We start from the raw sequence: 19,442 nt of genomic DNA, 5'->3' as shown, positions 1-19,442 counted from the left end.
CTCACTCCTATCTTCTTCCGCCGCCAATGCGACCGCCCGTGCGCACATCCCAGGTCTCGTCGAACATTCGTCCAGGATTCCCCCCGGTCACCCGAAGACCTTGGATCCGCACCTGATCAAAGCCCGCTTCATGCGCATCGCTGAAGATAGTCTTGAGCCCCCGGTGAACTAATTCCACCCCGCCCCTGTTCCGCAAATCCCGCCCGCCTTTGGAGTAAACCACGAAATCCGACAACTCGAGCGTCTTCACCCCGGACGACTCTACGGCTTCAGCAGTCGCCGTCACCGCTACGTCGCCCACATCAGTGCTGAAGATTCTACGATACTGACCATACGCCAGGCCGGACTCCGATGACTCCAGCCCGCCGGAGCTACCTCCCATCGGCGCTCCGGCAGCGGCCGCCGCTGCCAGGCCGGCGAGCAAAGAATCGGAGACCGACATGCCCTGATGGTTGAACTGGGCCGCTTTCACGATCGCGAAATGATCGTCCTCAAGCGCCTGATAGTATTTGGTACTGCATTGCCCGCTCTTATACAGATCCATACAGGCCGACAGCGCCGCGTACGCACCGCGCCAATAGAGATCCAGCTCGCTTCCCGGTCCTTGCGCGGCGTTCAAACCGGCGAGGATTTGATTCGCCCGGCCAGTCAGCGCCCCTAGATCACTCTCAGACAGCCCCGGCGGCGGTTCGTAGCTGCCCACCTGCCTCTGCTGCCGATAGTCTTCTTGATTTTTCCGCATGGCTGGCGTCTGCGGCTTTTCGACACCGGAAGCGTCGTAGTACTGGTTGCTCTGCTGCAGATACTGGTCGTACTGCTGACAGTCACTGGCGCTTCCGCAGGGTTTGTGGCCGTCAATTTCCACCCGACCAATAGGGTTGCCACCAGTGAAGGCGTACCGGTTGCCAGTCCAAGGATCAGCCGACAGCCCAAGGTCATCGACAGCCCCGTTGTACGAGTCACGCGTCAGGAAGGTGTTGCGACCAGGGCTGTAGTGTCGGAACCCCATGTCGTAGTTACGAGTAACCGGGTCGTAGCGCTTCCCGTTGAACCGATACAGGTTGTAAGCCTGTGCCGAAGGATCCTGCGGCTTGGGCTTGTCAATCCCGGTAAACGACTGCTTGTCGTCACTCCCGTAAGCCGTATAGCCGTAAGTCGCCTTCGTATCGCCCTTATCCGTAGTAAGAGTCTCGACATCCGTATGCGGGTTATACCCGTACTGAGTCGTCTCCTTGCCACCGTCGGCGTTCTGCTTGGTCTGCGACAGCCGCTGCCCGTTAGGGCTGTACTGATAAGACTTGTCCAGCTTCCCGGCAAGCTTCTCGTTCAAGACATTGGAAGACAGACCGAGATAAGCGAAATCAGTGGTCTTGCCGCCCTCGGTCTTGGCGAGCGTCCGGTCCAACGGGTCGTACGCATACGTCGTCGTGACCCGCTCAGTCGCGCTGCCTTCCTTGAGCTTCTGGTACTCCGCGATCCGGTCGAAGCCGTCGTACCGGTATTTCTCCAGCAACGTCCCGCCATCAGTCACGCTGTCGAGGCGGCCGAACGGGTCGTAGGTATGAGTGCTGGTGTTCTTGTCGATCGACGACGTGACCAGCCGGTTGCGGTCGTAGGTGTACTTGGTGGCCTTCCCGTCGATCGTCTGCTCGATGACGTTGTTGTTCGCGTCGTGCAGGTACTTCTCGACGCCGAGGGTGGCACCCGAAGGCTCCGTCTTGGTCGATGAGCGGAGCCGGTCCCGTGGGTCGTAAGCGAACGTGCGGGTGTTGTCCAGATACGCGCCGTGGTTGTCCGCGTTCATTGTGTGTTGCGTGTCGTGCGCGGGGTTGCCGTTGGCGTCGTAGTCGCGGGTGTGTTCGCTGACGATCGTGCCGTCGGGCTTGCGTTCGACCTCGTGCCGCAGTGCGCCGTCCGGGAAGTACTCGGACTGGAGTTGGTTGCCGTTCGCCTTGGTTTCGAGCAGTTTCTGGGCTCGGGGCGTGTAGGTGTAGGTCGTGTTCTGCGGGGTGCCGCCGGTGTCGGTGTTGGTGACCTTCTCGACCAGGTCTCGGACGTCGTACTCGTACACCGAGTGCTGGTCGTCGTGGTCACGGGTCTTCGGGTTGCCGTTGGGGTCGTAGCTGTAGCTGGTGGTCTTGGCTACGGCGCCCTTGAGCTTTTCCTGGACCTGCTGGATCTGGTTCAGCCCGTTGTACGCGATCGCGTAGTTGTCGATCTTGGCATTCGGGCTCGAATCGGTGATGTCGACCAGATTGTTGTTCGGGTCGTAGCGGTAGCCGAACGTTTTCTGCTGGGCCGGACCGGTTTCGCCGCTGCCGTCGCGGACGATCTTCACCGCGTCCGCCGCTACGACGCCGTTGGCCTTGTCCGACAGCGTGACCTTGCGCGGCTGGCCTTCGGTGAGACCGTACGAGCCGAGGCTGACCCACTGGCCGGGTTGCTGGGTCTGGTCAACGGTCTTGGTCGTGGTGGCGCCGTCGTGATCGATGGTGTAGGTGGCGTTGGTGGCGGTGGCGGCCTTGGGATAGCGGACGAAGATCTCGTACGTCCCGGTGCGCGGCGCGTCGAGGTTCCAGGCGACCGTGTCCGTGCCGGTGCCGGGGTTGTGCCGCCGGTAGTCGAACCCTTCGTAGTCGGGGTTCGGGTCGGCTCCGCCGGTGCCCCAGGTGCCGGTGACGATGGCACCGGGGTCGCTGTTGTCGATCACCCGCACGTCCCGGCCGATCGGGACGCCGTCGTCGGAGCGCGACTTCAATTTCCCGTCGGGATAGAACGACCACGCCATGGTGCGGCTCATGGATCCGCCGGCCGCGGTGAGGGTGCGGGCGGTCTGCTTGCCGAGCTGGTCGTAGTCGTAGGTGGTGGTGATGTTCCACGGGTCGACGCTCGAGCGGAGCCAACCGGTGTCGAAGTAGCTGGTGCGGGTGACGTTGCGGAAGTTCTGGCCGCTGGACGGCGGCGCGCTGACTTCGGTGAGCCGGCCGACCTCGTCGTAGGTGTAGGTCGTCTTGTCCGGCGTCTTGACGCGTTCGTCGTTGACGTCGAACGGAGTCTGCTGTTCGATCGGGCGGTTCAGCTTGTCGTAGACGGTGACCGCGGCGAAGTTGTCGGTGTTGCCGGCGATCTCGGTGCCGCGCGGGGAAATGATCTTGGTCTTGTTGCCGACCTCGTCGTACTCGAAGCGGGTCTTGCGGTAGACGGGATTGCCCGACGCGTCCTTCGCGCGCGGCACCCACTGCTCCTCGACCATGGCGCGGGCGTCGAGTTTGAGCACCGAGGTGTTCTGCTCGGCGTCGGTAGCCTCGACGATATTGCCGTCCCGGTCGTACTTCCGGCCCGTGGTGAATCCCGCGGCGTCGGTGACGGTCTTGACGCGGTGGTTCAGGTCGTAGGCGTACTTCGTCGTGTACGCCTTGGGGTCGTGCGTCGCGGTCTTGCGCGGGTCGACCACGGTGGTGAGGTTGCCGACGTTGTCGTAGTCGTACGTGGCCCGGTTGCCGCTGGCGTCGACGGTGGCGATGACCCGGTTGAGCTGGTCGTATTCGCGGGTGGTGGTGAAGTCGCCGGGGTCGGGCGTCAGGGTGCCCTTCGGATCGGTTTGCCGCAGCAGGTTCCCGACGTTGTCGTAGTCGTAAGTGGTGGTCTTGTCGGGATCACCGGCGTCGTCCTTGGGGGCGCTGACCGCGGCGATCTCGTCAGTGGGCCGGTAGGCGGCCGAGGTGACCGCGCCGTTGGCCGCCGTCGTTTTGACGACGTTGTCGTTCGAGTCGTATTGCGCGCCGGGGGTGAAGATGAAGTCGCCCTTGTCGGCGTCCTTGGGCGCCTTGGACGACAGCGGCCTGCCGAAGAGGTCGTAGGTGTACTCGCTGACCTTCTTGCGCGCGTCCATTGTGGACAGCACGTTGCCCGTCGCGTCGAACTTGGTCAGGGTGTCATGGCCGTACGCGTCGGTGATCCGGCGCGGCGAGCCGATGGGGTCGTAATCCCCGAAGGTCGTGGTGTTGTTGTTGGCGTCGGTGACGGTCAGCAGCTGGCCATAGCTGTCGTAGCTGCTCAGGGTGGTGTAGTGGCCGGAAGCGGGATCTCCGCTGCCCTTGGGGTCGGTGACGGCGACCAGGTTTCCGCGGTCGTCGTAGGTGAACAGCCACTTGCGGCCTTCAGGGGTGATCTTCTCGGTCAGGTCGGCGACGCGGCCGCCCAGCCCGGTCCGGTAGTTCAGCGCGGTGGGCGGGGTTTTGTTCGCGTTGGCCTCGGCGTCGGCGATGCTCTTCGGGTAGCCGGTGACCGGGTCGTATTCCCAGGTGGCGACGGCTTTGCCACCGTTCTCGGCCAGGCGGCGGACGTTGTTGTCGGCGTCCCAGGTCAGTTCGGTGGTCTGGTTCTTCGCGTTGGTCAGCTTCGTCGGGCGGCCGTAGCCGTCGATGAGCGTGTCGGACGCGTGGCCGTTGGCGTCGGTCACGATCGAGTCGACCGCCGAACTGTGGTCCGGATCCGGGTAGCGGTAGTCGAAGCCGGTGTCTTTCCCGGCCCGGTTCGTCAGCGTCCGCGTCTTCCATTTGCGGGCCGGATCGTCGTAATAGGACAGTCCGGTGGAATTGCCGCGCGGGTCGGTGACCGAGATCAGCTTCGCGTTTTTGTTCAGCAGCGCGTTGTTGTAGAAGAAGGTGAACGTCTTGTGCTGATCGGTGCCCGCGCCGTCGGTGATCTCCTGCAGCAGGCCGCGGTCGCTGTAGACGAACTCGATGCGGCGTCCGGAGATATCGGTGATCGCCTTGAGCTGGTTGGCGATCTTCCCGTTGGCCAGGTTGACGCCGTGATGCTTCTTGTCGCCGGTGAAGTAGTCGTAGTCCGGGTCGCCGTTCTGGAAATACTCGAAGTTCAGGGTCCGGCGGCCGGTGGCGTCGGTGAGGTATTTCAGGACGCCGGTGTTGTGGTTGTTGACGCACGAGCGTTCATAGGTGAACTGGAGCTCGTTGCCGTTCTTGTCGACGGTGGCGCTCTGGTAGCCGTCGCTGTCGAACACGAGCTGGGTACGGTCCGGCCGTGTCATCACCCACGTGCGGTTCGGGTCGCTGCTCCCAGTGCGCTGCAGATAGAGATGGACGCCGGCGGGCTTGTCGTAGTCCCACAGCCGCGGGTCAGGGCTGTCGTGCTTGTTCAGCGCGAACTGGTGGCTGGTGCCGTCCCCGTCGGTCAGCACGATCTTCGCCGGATACCCCGCCCCGCCCCAGCCGTAGAACTCCAGCGGGGTGCCCAATCTGGCCAGGGTCGAGGCGGAGAGGGACCAGCCGGAGCCGATGTAGGAGTTGGACGTGTCCTGGGCGTTGTAGGTCATCCGCAGGAACGTCGCCAGGCCGCGACTCGGATTGCTCAGCGCGTTGTAGGACCACACCGCGTTGCCCGCGAACTGGTTGACCATCAGCGTCGAGCCGGCTCCGGTGTTGCCGCCGGAGTAGGAGTAGAACTTCTCCAGGCCCAGCTGGTCCGACTTCGGATCGTCGATCGTGATGTTCTGCGCCAGCGACGGGATCTTCGTCGTTTCCGACAGCCACTTCCCGGTCGTCCGGTTCCGCAGGTCCCACTTCAGCACGAACGCTTCGCGTTTGTTGCCGAGGTCGAACGGGGTCGCTGTCTTCACCTTCGCGTCGACCGCGAGCACGCCGTCGGGCGCGAGGTCCTTGGGCAGCGGCGTCTCGACCCGGTTGCCGGGGCCGGTCACGTCGGTGCCGTCGGGCAGTTCCCAGTGGTAGGACAGCGCGTAATCGGCTGCGGGCCAGGCCGCGCCGGTGGTGTTGGTGAGGGTGACCGGGACGGTGTACTCGTCGCCGGGGATCATCCGGTCCGGGGTGGTCGGCGCGTAGTAGGTGTTTTCCGCGGTCTGTTCGGTGTAGACCACGGTCAGTTTCGGGCGCAGGCGCGGCTCGGCGGCCTCGCTGCTGAGGAAAAGGGTGCGCTCCTGCGGGTTCGCCTCGTCGGCGAGCTTCACCAGCGCGCCGTGGTTGCTCGCCGGATCGTTGACCCACCGCTGTGCCAGACCGGTCACGCCGAGGACGCGCAGGGCCGGGTCATTGGTGACCCCGGTGGTGGTCCCGGCGACGGCCGGGTCGAAGTCGCCGCCGGGAGTCGACCAGGCGCGACCGGCGCTCGCCTTGTTCCAGGTGGCGCTGCCCTGGTCGAAATCCTTCGTGAGCCCGTGTGCTTCATAGCTGCCGGTGCCCACCGGCGTGCCGCCGACGTAGGTGAAGCCCCAGAGGCTGAGCTCCGCGTTCTGCACCCGCGCGCCGGACGGGATCCCGCCCAGATCCGGGAATTTCACCACGCCGCGGGTCGCGCCGAAGGTGCCGGAGTTGTTGCCGACCGACAGCCACGGCTCGCCGGTCAGCTTGTCGTGCGGCTGGTCGGGTTGCTTGCTGGCCAGGGTGGTGTCGGCGGCGTTGCCCTGGAGGACTTTGACGACCTGGCCCGCTTTGGGCAGCCGCACCAGCTGCGTCGCGGACGGGATCAGCTGGCCGTCGCGTGTTTTGGCCGCGACGACGTAGTAGAAGGCGTTGCCGAACGGCTGTGGATCGTCGGCCTTGGTCGGCTGCGCGGTGGTGTCGGCGTAGCTGGCGGTGCCGGGGCGCAGCGGGGCGACCAGCGTCGCCGCCGTCGGGGTGAACTGCTGGAATACCGAACGGTGGACCTGGTACTCGACCAGGTCGTTCCCGGGATAGGCGGACCAGGTCAGGTTCGCGCCGGTAGCGCGGATCGTCGTCGGAGCGTCGAGCGCGGGACCGGGCTTTCCGTAGGTGAGCAGCAGTCGCGGGGTCTGCTCGGTCGCGCCGTTGTAGGCATACTCGGCGGCCTCATAGCGCGGACCGCCCATGCCCCGGGTCTCGTCTGCGGCTTTGAGCAGGAAACCGTGGTTGGGCTGGGTGCCGTCCAGCCAGCTTTGGACGGTCGAACGCACGCTGAAGCTGTGCCACACATTGGCCTTGTCGGCCTTCTTGACCTGAGTGCCGGGTTTGGTCAGGCGTACGGCGTCGGCCACGACCTCCTTGCCCGGCACCCCGCCGAGCACGACCTTGTGCCCGGTGCCTGCTTTGAACGGCCAGGCGCCCAGCGATTTCCACCCGCCGGGGGCCGAGGCGGTCTGGTCCACCGGCACGGTCTGCTGCCCGCCGTTGTAGAACACGGTGTACGGCGCGCCGGACGCCCGGTTCGCTCCGGGCACGTAATGCACCTCGACCTGGTAGTCGCCGTCCTCGGTGAGACGGGGAACCCAGGTGTAGTCGCCTCCTCGGGAAGCGACTCGGTAGCTGTGGCCCACCGCCTGTTCGGCGTCGCCGGTATCGACCGTGCGCCACTCGCCGTTCGCGGCGGTGCGGCCGGGTTCGCCGTCGTCGACGCTGTCCTGGTTCTGGCCCACCTCCGCGAAAGCGGCCGCGGCGGAGTTCCAGGTAGCGGTGCTCGCCGTCCACGGCTGGGTCGCCCGGTGCGCTTCCACGGTGACGTCGTTGGCGCCAGTCGTGTGGTCCTGGTCGTAGTACACCTGCAGCTGTGCCGAATCCAGCCGCGTGCCTGCCGGAATGTTCGCGAGGTCGAACTTCAGCAAGCTGCGCGCGGCACCGGAGTTCGTCGCGCCGACCGAGAGCCGCCAGCTGCCGTCGTGGTTGGCGTCCGGCTCGTCGGAGGTCACCATCGTGTCCTGCGCCTGGGTGGCGGTGGGCTGGATCTTGATGGTCGGGTCGATCACCACCGGGTACACGCGTTCCTTGGCACGCAGCCATTCCTGGTCCGCGGTCACCGTGATCGTGAACCGGTTGCCCTCGGCGCGAACCGTCTGGGCGACCTTGCCGCTCCACGACTTCCCGTACGGAGAGGCCGCGTCGTCGCGACCGTCCAGCATGAACGGCTTGGCCATGACGAACAGCGGCCCGCCGTCGCGGTCCCCGCCCGCGCGGAAGAAGGCGATCGAACCGTCCTTTTGCTGCTCGGCCTCGACACCGGCCAGGTCCATCGTGAAGCTGTAGGTCGGTGCCTGAGCCGGAGGTTTGGCCAGCACGAGCTTTTCTTTCAACGCGTCCGGAGTCACCTGGTAGACCACATCGGTGCCGGGGAATGCGCCCGGATAGGTGATCGCAGCGCCCTCGACGCGCGGTTCCAGTGAACGTGATTCACCGGCGATACCGAGCCGGATTTCCCGTTCACCTTGCTTGAAACCGACGAGATGATCCGTTTTTTCCCCGAAAGAACTGTGGAAAGTGTTGTGTTCGTTGCGGTAAGCGAAGCCCTGCGGCGCGGACGTTTTCTCGATCCGGGTGTCGATGTCCTGCCAGTGCCCGGCAGCGTCGCGATAGTGCAGCGGCGTCTGCGACACCTGGAGCTGCGTCCGACCGTCCGACAAGGGAAACGCTTTGGTCGTGAGCGTCCGCTGATCGACCTTTTCGGCCAGCCGCTTCGCCTCGGGCACCGCCTGTCCGACCGGCGCTGATTCGTGGCGGGGCAACGCATCCGCCGGTCCAGGCGGCGACGGGGGGACGCTGCGATGAGAGTGCACCGGCGGGCCCGCGGCCGGACGCGGCGGTAGCGCGGCAGCCACCGGACCGGCGCCGAAAACGGTGCCAGCCGTTACGATAATCGTAAGCGCGCAGCACAACAAAGCGCGTTTGGTCGGCATCTCTGGGTTCCCCCTGCACAATCGCGCCCGAGTCCGCTTGATATGCGGCTGACCGGCGACAACGCCAGCCATCCCCTCTGGGCGGCGAACACCGCAATCGACGGTACAACCGGGTGATCACGTCCTCAATAGGCCGGATGGTCCAGCTTGGACAATCGCGGCGGGATAGACCGATCGAGCGGTATTCGCTACATTCGAGCCACTCAGTCATGCAATCGCATGGTCCACGGAGGGGGAGGCCGGGATGAGCACTATTCCGCGCGCGAAAATAATGTTTCTCACCGCGGCGGCGGCCGCGGCGCTGCTCGCCGTCGCGCCCAGTGCGGAGGCGAGTCCGGACGCGAGTTCGCTGGGGCTGCCCGCCTACTCCGATCTGGTCGTCGACGAGGCGAACCACCACGTGTTCGTGAGCGGCGGCAAGACGAGCAACGGCGTCGTCGTCACCGACTTCGGCGGCCGGGTGCGCAAGACCGTCGACGGACAGTTCGGCGCGTCCGGTCTCGTACTCTCCGCCGACGGCCGCACGTTGTACGTCGCGCTCGCGTCCGGCGACGCGATCTCCGCGATCGACACCACCACGCTCGCCGAAACCGCCCGCTACCCCACCGGCGCCCAGACCTGTCCGGCGCATCTCGCGCGCACCGGCAGCGTCGTGTGGTTCGGTTACGGCTGCGAGGAATCCTGGAACGGCGGCATCGGCAAGCTCGACACCGCCGCCACCCCGCCCGCCGCCACCCTCGACTTGCAGGGCGCGAACGTCCGATTCCACCACGCGCCGCTGGTCGCATCCCAGACCGGGGACGCCGGACCGCTCGTCGCGGGGCAGGCGGAGCTCAGCCAATCGTCGGTCTACGTCTATGCCGTCGCTGCGGGCAAACTCGAGTCCCGCGCGTCCGGTGCGGTCGTCGGCAGCGACCTGACCGACCTCACGCTCTCTCCTGACGGCGCCACCATCTACACCGCCTCGGGCTCCCGCGACGCAGTCGAGGCCTTCAACAGCAAGGACCTCACGCGCGCCGGCGCGTATCGCACCGGGCAGTATCCGAATTCCGTCGCTGCTTCGGCGGACGGCAAGTACCTCGCGGGCGGCGTCCGCAACCCGCGCGATGACGTCTACGTCTACAAGGTGGGCGGCAGCGCGCCAGTAGCCACGGTGGATGCGACCAGCGACGGCGTCCTCGCGCCGCGAGGGCTGGCGTGGGCCGCGGACGGCGAGCGGTTGTTCGCCATCACCCGTCCTGCCAACGGGCCGGAGCCCGCGTTGCGGGTGCTCAAGGATCCGGCTGACCGGTAAGCCTTCTCCGCACGTCCACGGCCCGGCCGCAGCTCCAGCTGTGGTCGGGCCGCTTCTTGCCGTCCGGTCAACGGCATTGCTTCTCCTCCCCCGATCGACTATCTTCCTAAATCAGGAAGACTTCTACGAAATACCGGAAGATAAGCCAACCGGAGTATCGGGGAGACGTCGTGGGCGCACTGTTGCGCTGGGCGGAGGCCGACCGCGCCACGGTGCGGGGCGTGCTTTCCGAGGCGCTCGTCTTGGTGTCCATCGGCGCGACCGAGCAGCATGGGCCGCATTTGCCTACTGGGACGGACGCCTTTCTCGCGGCCGCGGTGTGCGAGCGCGCGGCTGAGATCGCGGCACCGCAGGCCGAGCGGGCATTGTTGCTTGCGCCGCCTATTCCGTACGGGGCTTCTGATCATCACCTTCCCTTCAACGGCACGCTTTCCCTGTCGGCGCAGACCTTGTTGCATGTGCTTGACGATCTGGCGCGGTCGATCGCGGTTCAGGGCGGGAAGCGGATGGTTGTGGTCAATGGGCACGGGGGCAACGTTGGGGTTTGCCACGCGTTCGCTGGTGCCGCGTCGACTCGGCATGGGCTTGCGGTGGCGCATACCGATTATTGGCGGGCACTCGAGGCTGAGGACATCGTTCCTGGGCATGCTGGCGAGTTCGAGACGTCGATGATGCTGGCGGTCCGCGGGGAGCTGGTTCAGGAGCGGGCGAACCGGGAGAAGCCTCAGCAGAACCGAGTGTCTGATGTGGACATCCATTCTGGACAGGTTTGGCGGGAGATTGACGGGTATACCGACCAACCCGCGTTAGCCACGGAGAGTCAGGGCCACCGGTGGTTCGAGAGGATCACCAACGGGCTCGCGGACCGGTTCGTGGCGCTGGCGAAGGTGTTGTGAAGCCGATGATCGTGGACGTCCACACTCACACTCCGACCCACCGGGCCGCGGTGCCGGAGGACGAGTTGCGCGTTTACGAGGGGTGGCGTACCGACCGGGCCGTGGTCACCACTAATTCCTGGGACGACTACGACAAAGCCACTGCGGCGGCTGATCTGTCCATTGTGTTCAACATCGCGGCCGAGAAGCCCGAAGAAGCCACGGGGTTGCCGTATCGGCCAGAGGACACCAATACCGCCACGGCGGCGTTCGCGGCGGACGATCCCGAGCGGCGGATCGGGTTCATGTCGGTGAATCCGACCGCACCCGACGTCTTCGACGAGGCTGACCGGTGTCGTGAGCTGGGACTGGTCGGGGTGAAGCTCGGGCCGAACTATCAGAATTTCGATCCGCTGTCGCAGCCTGCGTTGGATTTTTACGGTTACTGCGAGCGGAACAGGTTGCCGATCTTGTTTCATCAGGGGGCCTCGCCGATTCGGCAGGCACCGCTCCGGTATACGTACCCGCTGGTCACGGACGAGGTTGCGTTGCAGTTCCCGGAGCTCCGGATTGTCATGGCGCACATGGGACATCCGTGGGGGCGCGAGACTGTGGTGACCATCCGCAAGCATCCGCACGTCTACGCCGACGTCTCCTCGATTTACCTCCGGCCTTGGGTTTGCTACGAATCGCTGCTCGCGGCGCAGGAGTGGGGTGTGCCGCACAAGCTGCTGCTGGGGTCGGATTTTCCGATCGCCACTACCGCGGAGGCGATGGCGGGCATACGGCGGGTCAATGACATCGTCGAGGGCACGGCGTTGCCCAAGATTTCCGCGGAGCTGATCGAGGGAGTCATTCACGCGGACGCGGTTGCTGCGCTTGGCCTCGAGAGGAACCCGTGATGACGCCGATCCGGGGAGTCTCTCCCGTGCTCGAAGTGCCTTTCACTGACGACGGCGAGATCGATGTTTCCGGCTTTCGGCGGGTGGTCCGGCACGTGCTCGGGACCGGAGTCGGCAGCGTGATGTTTCCGGGGTTCGCGTCGGAGTTCTACAAGTTGGCGGAAGACGAGAGGCAGACGCTCACTCAGGTGCTGCTGGCGGAAACCGCGCTGCAGCCGGATGTCTCGGCGATCGTCGCGGTTCAGGATCATGCGACGCGGCTTGCGGTGAAGCGGGCTGTCGAAGCGGTGGACGCGGGCGCTGACTTGATCAATCTGTTGCCGCCGCATTATCTGCAACCGTCCAGGAAAGCGCTGGTCAAGCATATTCGGGAGGTGCTTGACGCGGTGGATCCGACTCCGGTGGTGGTGCAATACGCACCCGCGGAGACCGGCACCCGGCTCGATGCGGACATGCTTCGCAAGATCGCGGCCAAGCACGCCAATCTGCGGCTGGTCAAGGTCGAGTCCAGCCCGCCGGGGCCGTTGATCGCCGAGTTGGCTGCTGGGGATCCGCCCATTCCGGCTGTCGAGGGGTACGCGGGGGTGCAGTTGCCCGACGCGATCCGGCGGGGTGCGGTCGGGACGCAGCCTGGGTGTTCGTTCACCGAGATTTACGTGGAGATCTGGCGGCGGTTCGAGAACGGGGACGACGCGGGCGGGGACGAGTTGCATCGCAGGCTGCTCCCCTATATCTCTTACTGGATGCTCGACACTGAGCGGATTATCGCGACGGAGAAGCTGATTTCGGTACGCCGCGGGCTGTTCGCCAGCCCGTACTGCCGCGCGCCCGCGCACCGGCTCGACGCCGAGGACATCCGGATGATCGACCGGTTTCTCGCGGAGTTCCGTGAGTTCCTGTGAATACGGTCGAAGACATCGAGGTCGTCGCGATCAGCCCGGTCGTGCGGCCGGAACTCGTCGTGGCCGGGGCTCGCGGGACGCATGATCATTCCGACTTCTTGCTGGTCCGGGTGACCACTTCGGACGGTGCGACCGGGATAGGCGAGGTCAGCGCGACGCTTCAGTGGAGCGGCGAAGACGCTGGTACCGCGGAGTATCTCATCAGAAAGGCCCTTGCTCCGGCGATCCTCGGCCAGCCGCTCGTCCCGGTCGCAGGCCTTGAGCGGCGCATGGACCACGCGGCGACCGGTGCGCCGTTCACCAAAGCGGGGATCTCGACAGCGTTGTGGGACGCGTACGCACGCACGCTCAACGTCCCGCTCGCAACCGCCCTCGGTGGTCCATTAAGGACCGAAGTGCCGGTGAAGTGCTCGCTCAGCGGCAGCGGCAAGAGACTCTACGAGGTCTACCAGGCAGCGTACGAAGCGGGTTTTCGCAGCTATAAACTGAAGATCGGCTTCGATCCTGAAGAGGATGCCTCCAGGCTCGCAGAGGCCCGCGCGCTCGTCGGGGCGGACACGTTCCTCGGTCTCGACGCGAACGGAGGCTACCGACCTGCGGCCGCAGCGAGGGCGATTGAGTTGATGCGCGACCAAGACCCAGCGTTTCTCGAACAGCCAGTGGCACCCGGGGATCTCACCGGGATGCGAAACCTACGCGGGCGCGGTCTGTCCATTGTGGCGGATGAAAGCGTCTTCGGTACTGACGATCTCGTGTCCGTGATCCGAGCCGAAGCAGCAGACGCGGTCAGCCTGTACATCGGCAAAGCGGGTGGACCGGGCCGAGTGGTGTCGATGGCGCACCTCGCGAACGCGTTCGGGATGGACGTCGTGCTCGGGTCCAATGGGGAGCTGGGCATCGGCGCGGCGGCCCAGCTGCACGCCGCCTGTGCCGCACCGGGGCTGTCGACCCGGATTCCCTCCGACATCATCGGCGCGCACTACTACGAGCGCGACATCCTCAAGACCCCGTTGAACAGCGACGGCCACAAAGTCCGGCTCGGCGGCGCGCCAGGCCTGGGCGTCGAGGTAGCCGACGACATCGCCGCAGGGTTCAGGAGCGTCCGATGAACCGGTCGAGCACGTTCGCGGTCACCGCCGAGACGCCGTCGTCCACCAGCACCGACGACGACCAGGCGATCGAGCCGACCGAGAACACCTCGCCGCCGCTGGCCGTGGTGTAGCAAGCGATCTCGCCGCCGCCGTCGCCGGGGTTGAGGCCGCGCGCGAGTACGTGAGTCCCTTGTGGACTGTGGAGACCAGTCTTGTCGGTTTCGTGGCCGGAAGCACCGCCGGGGCATCGTTCATGGAGGCTCCGCACGCCGAACCAGTCCCCTTTGTCCAATCCGGTGCCGCGGAATGCCCAGTGACCGGGGTCGATCACCTCGTACGGCGCGCCGGTCATCGCGCCCGCGCTGGTGAAGACCACGCCGAACAGCTCCGAAGTCGGCCGGAACGTCCGGTGCATCCGGCTTTCATACGGGCCGGCCTCGATGGCCTGGGTACGGAATTGCAGCGCGTCAGCGGTGAACGCCACCTCGCAGTCGGCGACGTTGCCGCCGAAGTTGGCCAGCTTTCCGCCGCGGTCGTGCACCCAGGAGTGGACCGTGGAGTACATCTCGCGGGACCAATATTCCGGATGCGTGCTCAGGACCAGCGCACGGTAGCTGTCCAGCGGCAGGGTGCCGTCGTGCAGGTGTGCGTCGGAATAGAGATCGTATTCGTAGCCGTTGCGTTCCAGCCAGCTGAGCAGCCGCCATTCCGCAGCTGCCAGGTGACACGGCTGCCTGCCGCGGATCGGGTCCTCTGGCTGATCGTCTGCACTGAGCTGGTTCAGTGGTTCCGGGCGTTCGAAGGACAGCGGCGGGTACGCGTCGTCGGGCAGTGCGTGTTCGCTGAAGCTCGATTCGAGGTAGCGGGGCATTTCCAAGCGGGGCACCAAAACTGGCGCGGACGGCAATCCGGAAGCGTTGATGTAGTTGCTGCGGCCGCCGAAATTGTTGTAGGCGTTCCAGGTGTTCGTGGAGGCGACTACGGCGATCGGCGCGGTCGGCTGGCGCGGCGCGACCACCCAGGGGAACGAGAATCGGGCTCCGGATTCGCCTTCGACGTGGAAGTAGTACAGACCACTGCGATCCGGGGCCGTGACGTACTGGCGGTGCGACGGATCGACGTAGCCATTTTCGTTGAATCGCACGCCGGTTTGCGTGTAGTCGCCGTCGGGCGTCACCTGCACCGTGGCGCGCGGCGCGTGTTCGTCGAACCAGCCGATCAGCGCCGTCTCCTCGGCCGCCGCGCCGTGTCGCCACAGGCTCAGCCGGTACGGCTCAGGGCTGTGGATCCGGAACTCGCCCTCGTCGCCGCTGCGGGCCCATTTCGGCCAGATGTAGCCGAAAATCTGGTCGGACAACAACCGGAACTGGTGCGGTTCGCCGGGGCCGAGCGCGACGTCGACGTGTTTGGCTCCGTAGCCGTCTTTGGCGAGGGTGACGCGGTAGTCGCCGGGCGGGACGTCAGCGTGGATCGCGCCGGTCGCGGTGGAGCGAGCGGTCCAGTGCGACCGGCCGTCGCCGATCTCGACGAGCACGTCCGGCAGGGCGAGATAGCGTTCGTCGCTGACATATCCCAGCAAGGTCATACCGTCGCGGCTTTCGGTTCAGTGAGAGGTTCCGGCAACGGTTGTCCGGCGCGTTCGGGCAGCATCAGCATCGCGACCGCGCTGAGCACACAGCCGGCGATCACGTAGATGCCGACGCCCCACACCGCGCCGGTCGCGCCGACCAGCCACGCGCTGAGGTACGGCGCGAATCCGCCGCCGAGCACCGCGGTGAGCTGATATCCCAGGTTGACGCCGGTGACGCGCGAGCGGGTGTCGAACAGTTCGGACAGAATCGTCTGGGACAGCGCGGACATCGCCATCACGAACACCGAGAAGCCCAGCACCATCGCGACCGCCACGAGCACCGGGTTTTTCGTCTCGAACAGCCAGAACACCGGGAAGATCACCACAGCGAGCCCGACGCAGCCGCCGAGGAACACCGGTTTCCGGCCGATCCGGTCCGATAAGGCGCCCCAGGTCGGCGCGAGAATGATCTGTGCACCGGCGGCGACCATTGTCGCGGTGAGCGCCACCGACGCGGGCATGCCGAGATCTTTTTTGACGTACGACGCGCCATACGTGGTGATCACGTAGCCGCCGATGCTGTTGGCGAAACCGAACAGAACGCCGTAGATCAAATTGCGCGGACGACGCAGTACGGAGACCAACGGAATGCGCTCGCCGGAAGCTTTCTCGCGAGCGCGTTCGAACTCCGGCGTTTCGCCCACGCGCAGCCGGATGACCAAGCCCGCGACCAGCAGCACGAAGCTCAGCAGGAAGGGGATCCGCCAGCCCCAGGCCAGGAAATCCCGGTCGGGCAGCATCGCGAACAACGCCATCAAGCCGGAGGAAATGAGCAGCGCGACGCCCGCCCCGGAAAGGAGCAACGCGCCGTAGAGACCGCGTTTGCGCGGCGGGGCGTGCTCGACGGCCAGCGAGATCGCGCCGCCCATTTCGCCGCCGGTCGAAAACCCCTGCAGCAACCGCAGGATAACGAGCAGAATCGGGGCCGCGACGCCGATCTGGCGGTATCCGGGCAGCGCGCCGATGAGAATCGTGGCGATGCCCATCAGCACGATGGTGAGGATCAGGGCTTTCTTGCGGCCGAACCGGTCCGCGATGTGGCCGATCACGACGCCGCCGACCGGGCGCAGCACGAACCCGACGGCGAAGGTGGCGAACGACGACAGCTGTCCGGTGAGCGGGTCCGCGGACGGGAAGAACACGGCCGGGAACACGACGGCGGCGGCTAGGCCGAACAGGTAATAGTCGTAGTACTCAAGCAACGTACCGATGCTGGAAGCCAGCACCGCGGACCGGCGCGCCGAACGAGGCGGGGCCGAGCCGGGGCTGTCCGAGTGAGAGCTGTCCGCGCTCATGACGCCCGCACCTCCTGATCCGATGGTGGACCAAGGCCGGTCGACCTCGACCCGACAACCCCCCGAATCACTTATTTCCGAGATACCGTAGATACGTCTTCTATTTCGGAAAGATTAGTCTATGCTGGCGCCGTCGGACAAGGGGAATCTCGGGCGGGTGCCGGCGGTTTCCGCAGCACGGGCCGCCGAGCCGGGGAGGGGTCGACCATGACGTTGAGCCGTCGTCGTCTTTTGCAGTTGTCCGCGGCCGCGGCGGGCACAGCCGTGGTCGGGACCGGAACCGCTGCCGAGGCCGCAGGGAAAGAGCCGGACTGGGCCGCGTTGCGCAGGCGGCTGCACGGCGCGCTGCTGCAGCGAAATCACGCTGGCTACGAGGAAATCCGCCCGCCGTTCAACATCCTCTACGACGACCGCTACCCGCCGGCGATCGCCCGCTGCGTGGACGCCGACGACGTCCGGAGGTGCCTGGAGTTCGCCGCGGAAAACAAAATCACCTTCGCGGCCCGCAGCGGCGGCCACAGTTATGTCGCATATTCCACTCCGGGCGACGGATTGGTCGCGGACCTCAAGCTGATGAACCGCGTGGAGGTCCGCCGGAACGGCACCGCGGTCGTCGGTCCCGGCACGCGGTTGATCGACGTCTACCACGCACTCGCCGCCGAAGGCCGCGCATTGCCGGGCGGCACGTGCGGCTCGGTCGGCATCGCCGGGCTCGCGCTCGGCGGCGGAATCGGCGTGCTGATGCGGAAATACGGACTGACCTGCGACCACCTGGCCGGCGCGAAAGTGGTGACGCCGCGCGATCTGCGGGTGCGTTCGGTCGACCCGGGTTCGGACCTCGGCTGGGCGCTCACCGGCGGAGGCGGCGGGAACTTCGGCGTCACCACGGAATTCACCTTCCGCACGGTGCCCGCGCCGCCGCGGGTCACGGTGTTCGTGGTGAACTTTCCCGAGGGTTCCGGCACTGACGTTTACGGTGCTTGGCAGGACTGGATCACCTCCGCGCCAAGGGAATTCTGGTCGAACATCTCGGTGCTCGGCGGTCCGAATCCGGCCGCGGGCGTGCCCGGCTGCCTCCTCGGCGGCGAGCACCAGGCGCGCGAGCTCATCGCCGACCTGGAACGCCGGGCCGGGGCCAAGGGCACGGTCAGCGGATTCCAGGAGACGGATTATCTCGGTGCGATGGATTTCTGGTCCGGAAGCCTGGGCCGTCGTCGATTCATGGCCGCTTCCCGGGTTCTGGCGCGAAAAGCGGATCCGGCACAGCTGAGCGCGCTCGTCACCGGCGAGACCAAGATCGCGCTGGAAGTGAACCCGCTCGACGCGGCGGTCTCCGACGTCCGCCCCACCGACACCGCGTTCGCCCACCGCGGCGTTTTCGGCGACGTGCAGGTTTATCTCAGCGCCGACCCGGACGTCGACCGGGAAACCGCGAAGCACGAAGTGAACGACGTCCAAGCGCGGCTGGCGAAATTCGCCACCGGCGGCGCGTACGTCAACTACATCAACGACGACCAGAAGGATTGGGCCACCGCGTACTACGGGGTGAATCTCGGGACGCTCCGGGCGGTAGCGGCGAAGTACGACCCGAGTGGGGTGCTCGCGTTCGAGCAGGGTCTCTCGCCGCGCCCGGTGTGAAAGCCGGTCTGCGGCCGGCGCAGGACTCCGGCCGCAGACCGGCGGGCCAGGCTTCTCCGGCCGCGATGTCAGGGACTCATCAATAAGCTGCGCAGCCCGCGCCCGCTGAACGTCCACAAAGGACGCCAACGGTGCCGAGATGCCCGCTTTATCACTATGTGCCCGGGTCTTGAGCTCCGTGAGGGGAACCCTGGGGACTCTGAGCCCCAATGCCAGGAACTTAAGGCTGTGATGCGGACGCGCTTCCGGCGTGCCTCCCCAGCTCAGCTGACTCGATCCGGTTGAGCGCACAACGCTGTGGGACCCGGACCCGGACCCGGGAGCGAAAGCCGGTAGTGGTCCGTGAGGGGGCCCTTGAGGGAATCTGATTCCCTCAAGGGCCCCCTCACGGACTTCAAGAACTGGCCATATGATATCAAATCGGGCATTCCGGTACTGTTTATGTCCTTTGTGGACGGTCGGCGGGCCGGGGTCGCGCGGCTTCGGTTCCTGGCATTGACTCTGCGCCCCTCAGGGTTCCCCTCACGGACGCCTGGCCCCGCCCAGATCCTTCGCGACCTGGGCAAACTGCACCCGCAGCGCCGCCTTCCCCGGCATTGCCCTTCACGGACCGGCCGAGGGCTGCTAGGCGGCGACCTGCAGGATCCAGGTGACCCCGAAGCGGTCCCGGAGCATGCCGAACGCCGGGGCCCACTGCGACGGGCCGAACGGCTCGATCACCGTCGCGTCCTCGGACAGCTTCTTCCAGAACTCGCCGACCTCGTCGACGGAATCGCCGCCGACGGACAGGAAGAACTTCTCCGTGGTGACGGTCATCCCGTTCTCGCGGGTGGTCTCGCCGACCGGCGCGGCGGCCGCGACGCCGGGGACGTCGTAGGCCATCACCTGGAACCCGTTCTCGCCGACGACCTGTCCGAAGACGACGTGGTCCGCGCCAGGCGCCTCCTTCGGCATGCCGAAGTCGCCGTAGGTGGCGATCCGGATCTCCCCGCCGAAGACCGACCGGTAGAACTCGAGCGCCTCCCTGGCCTCGCCCCGGAAGTTCAAGTGGGCGACGGCGTGCACTGCCATGATTTCGACTCCTCGATTCCCGCGCCGGACTCGTTCCCGCGCTGGAATCGAGACTCGCAGCAGTAGCGGTCAGCCAGTGGCC

At 66.0% G+C, this 19,442-nt stretch carries 10 protein-coding genes; 6 read left to right on the top strand and 4 right to left on the bottom strand.

From position 1 onward, the window contains the following. Positions 1 to 7: 7 nt before the first annotated feature. On the bottom strand, positions 8 to 8,455 hold the full coding sequence (locus tag ACFORO_RS09750) for a golvesin C-terminal-like domain-containing protein (protein ID WP_377872036.1): 8,448 nt from the start codon (positions 8,453 to 8,455) through the stop codon (positions 8 to 10). A gap of 451 nt (positions 8,456 to 8,906) precedes the next feature. Between ACFORO_RS09750 and ACFORO_RS09745 the strand changes: the two genes are divergently transcribed. The 5 genes from ACFORO_RS09745 to ACFORO_RS09725 all read left to right on the top strand — a co-directional run bounded on the left by ACFORO_RS09745 (position 8,907) and on the right by ACFORO_RS09725 (position 13,744). Next, positions 8,907 to 9,956: a YncE family protein gene (locus ACFORO_RS09745; RefSeq protein WP_377872038.1), complete on the top strand. Its 1,050-nt coding sequence runs from the start codon at positions 8,907 to 8,909 to the stop codon at positions 9,954 to 9,956. A gap of 170 nt (positions 9,957 to 10,126) precedes the next feature. Next, the gene (locus ACFORO_RS09740; RefSeq protein WP_377872040.1) at positions 10,127 to 10,852 is read left to right on the top strand and encodes a creatininase family protein; all 726 of its coding nucleotides are present in this window, start codon (positions 10,127 to 10,129) and stop codon (positions 10,850 to 10,852) included. Positions 10,853 to 10,857: 5 nt separating this feature from the next. Continuing rightward, entirely contained in the window at positions 10,858 to 11,733 is an 876-nt protein-coding gene (locus ACFORO_RS09735; RefSeq protein ID WP_377872041.1) for an amidohydrolase family protein, read from the top strand. Then, a complete protein-coding gene (locus ACFORO_RS09730; RefSeq protein WP_377872043.1) occupies positions 11,733 to 12,635 on the top strand; it encodes a dihydrodipicolinate synthase family protein in 903 nt (300 codons plus the stop codon). Before ACFORO_RS09735 ends, ACFORO_RS09730 begins: the two co-directional genes overlap by 1 nt. Beyond that, entirely contained in the window at positions 12,632 to 13,744 is a 1,113-nt protein-coding gene (locus ACFORO_RS09725; protein ID WP_377872044.1) for a mandelate racemase/muconate lactonizing enzyme family protein, read from the top strand. The genes ACFORO_RS09730 and ACFORO_RS09725 overlap by 4 nt, the downstream gene beginning before the upstream one ends. On the opposite strand, the gene ACFORO_RS09720 is transcribed toward ACFORO_RS09725, so the two are convergent. Together ACFORO_RS09720 and ACFORO_RS09715 are read right to left on the bottom strand one after the other, a co-directional pair. After that, complete coding sequence (locus tag ACFORO_RS09720) at positions 13,728 to 15,311, bottom strand: N,N-dimethylformamidase beta subunit family domain-containing protein (protein ID WP_377872045.1); 1,584 nt, start codon at positions 15,309 to 15,311, stop codon at positions 13,728 to 13,730. The genes ACFORO_RS09725 and ACFORO_RS09720 overlap by 17 nt on opposite strands. Continuing rightward, the gene (locus tag ACFORO_RS09715) at positions 15,308 to 16,651 is read right to left on the bottom strand and encodes an MFS transporter (RefSeq protein WP_377872047.1); all 1,344 of its coding nucleotides are present in this window, start codon (positions 16,649 to 16,651) and stop codon (positions 15,308 to 15,310) included. Before ACFORO_RS09715 ends, ACFORO_RS09720 begins: the two co-directional genes overlap by 4 nt. 207 nt (positions 16,652 to 16,858) lie before the next feature. Here ACFORO_RS09715 and ACFORO_RS09710 point away from each other — a divergent pair, with 207 nt between their 5' ends. Next, positions 16,859 to 18,289, top strand: coding sequence for an FAD-binding oxidoreductase (locus tag ACFORO_RS09710; protein WP_377872048.1), 1,431 nt, complete (start codon positions 16,859 to 16,861; stop codon positions 18,287 to 18,289). A 624-nt stretch (positions 18,290 to 18,913) separates the two neighbouring features. On the opposite strand, the gene ACFORO_RS09705 is transcribed toward ACFORO_RS09710, so the two are convergent. Beyond that, positions 18,914 to 19,360: a VOC family protein gene (locus ACFORO_RS09705; RefSeq protein ID WP_377872049.1), complete on the bottom strand. Its 447-nt coding sequence runs from the start codon at positions 19,358 to 19,360 to the stop codon at positions 18,914 to 18,916. Positions 19,361 to 19,442: the final 82 nt, after the last annotated feature.

The sequence above is a fragment of the Amycolatopsis halotolerans genome (assembly GCF_042647905.1).
Lineage (GTDB): Bacteria > Actinomycetota > Actinomycetes > Mycobacteriales > Pseudonocardiaceae > Amycolatopsis > Amycolatopsis halotolerans.
This window is presented reverse-complemented; position numbering and strand designations above follow the sequence as displayed.

Excerpts from the sequence above, each read along its gene's own strand:
- ACFORO_RS09705 (WP_377872049.1), bottom strand. The coding sequence starts at position 19,360 with ATGGCAGTGCACGCCGTCGCCCACTTGAACTTCCGGGGCGAGGCCAGG.
- ACFORO_RS09745 (WP_377872038.1), top strand. The coding sequence starts at position 8,907 with ATGAGCACTATTCCGCGCGCGAAAATAATGTTTCTCACCGCGGCGGCG.
- ACFORO_RS09710 (WP_377872048.1), top strand. The coding sequence starts at position 16,859 with ATGACGTTGAGCCGTCGTCGTCTTTTGCAGTTGTCCGCGGCCGCGGCG.
- ACFORO_RS09735 (WP_377872041.1), top strand. The coding sequence starts at position 10,858 with ATGATCGTGGACGTCCACACTCACACTCCGACCCACCGGGCCGCGGTG.
- ACFORO_RS09720 (WP_377872045.1), bottom strand. The coding sequence starts at position 15,311 with ATGACCTTGCTGGGATATGTCAGCGACGAACGCTATCTCGCCCTGCCG.
- ACFORO_RS09715 (WP_377872047.1), bottom strand. The coding sequence starts at position 16,651 with ATGAGCGCGGACAGCTCTCACTCGGACAGCCCCGGCTCGGCCCCGCCT.
- ACFORO_RS09730 (WP_377872043.1), top strand. The coding sequence starts at position 11,733 with ATGACGCCGATCCGGGGAGTCTCTCCCGTGCTCGAAGTGCCTTTCACT.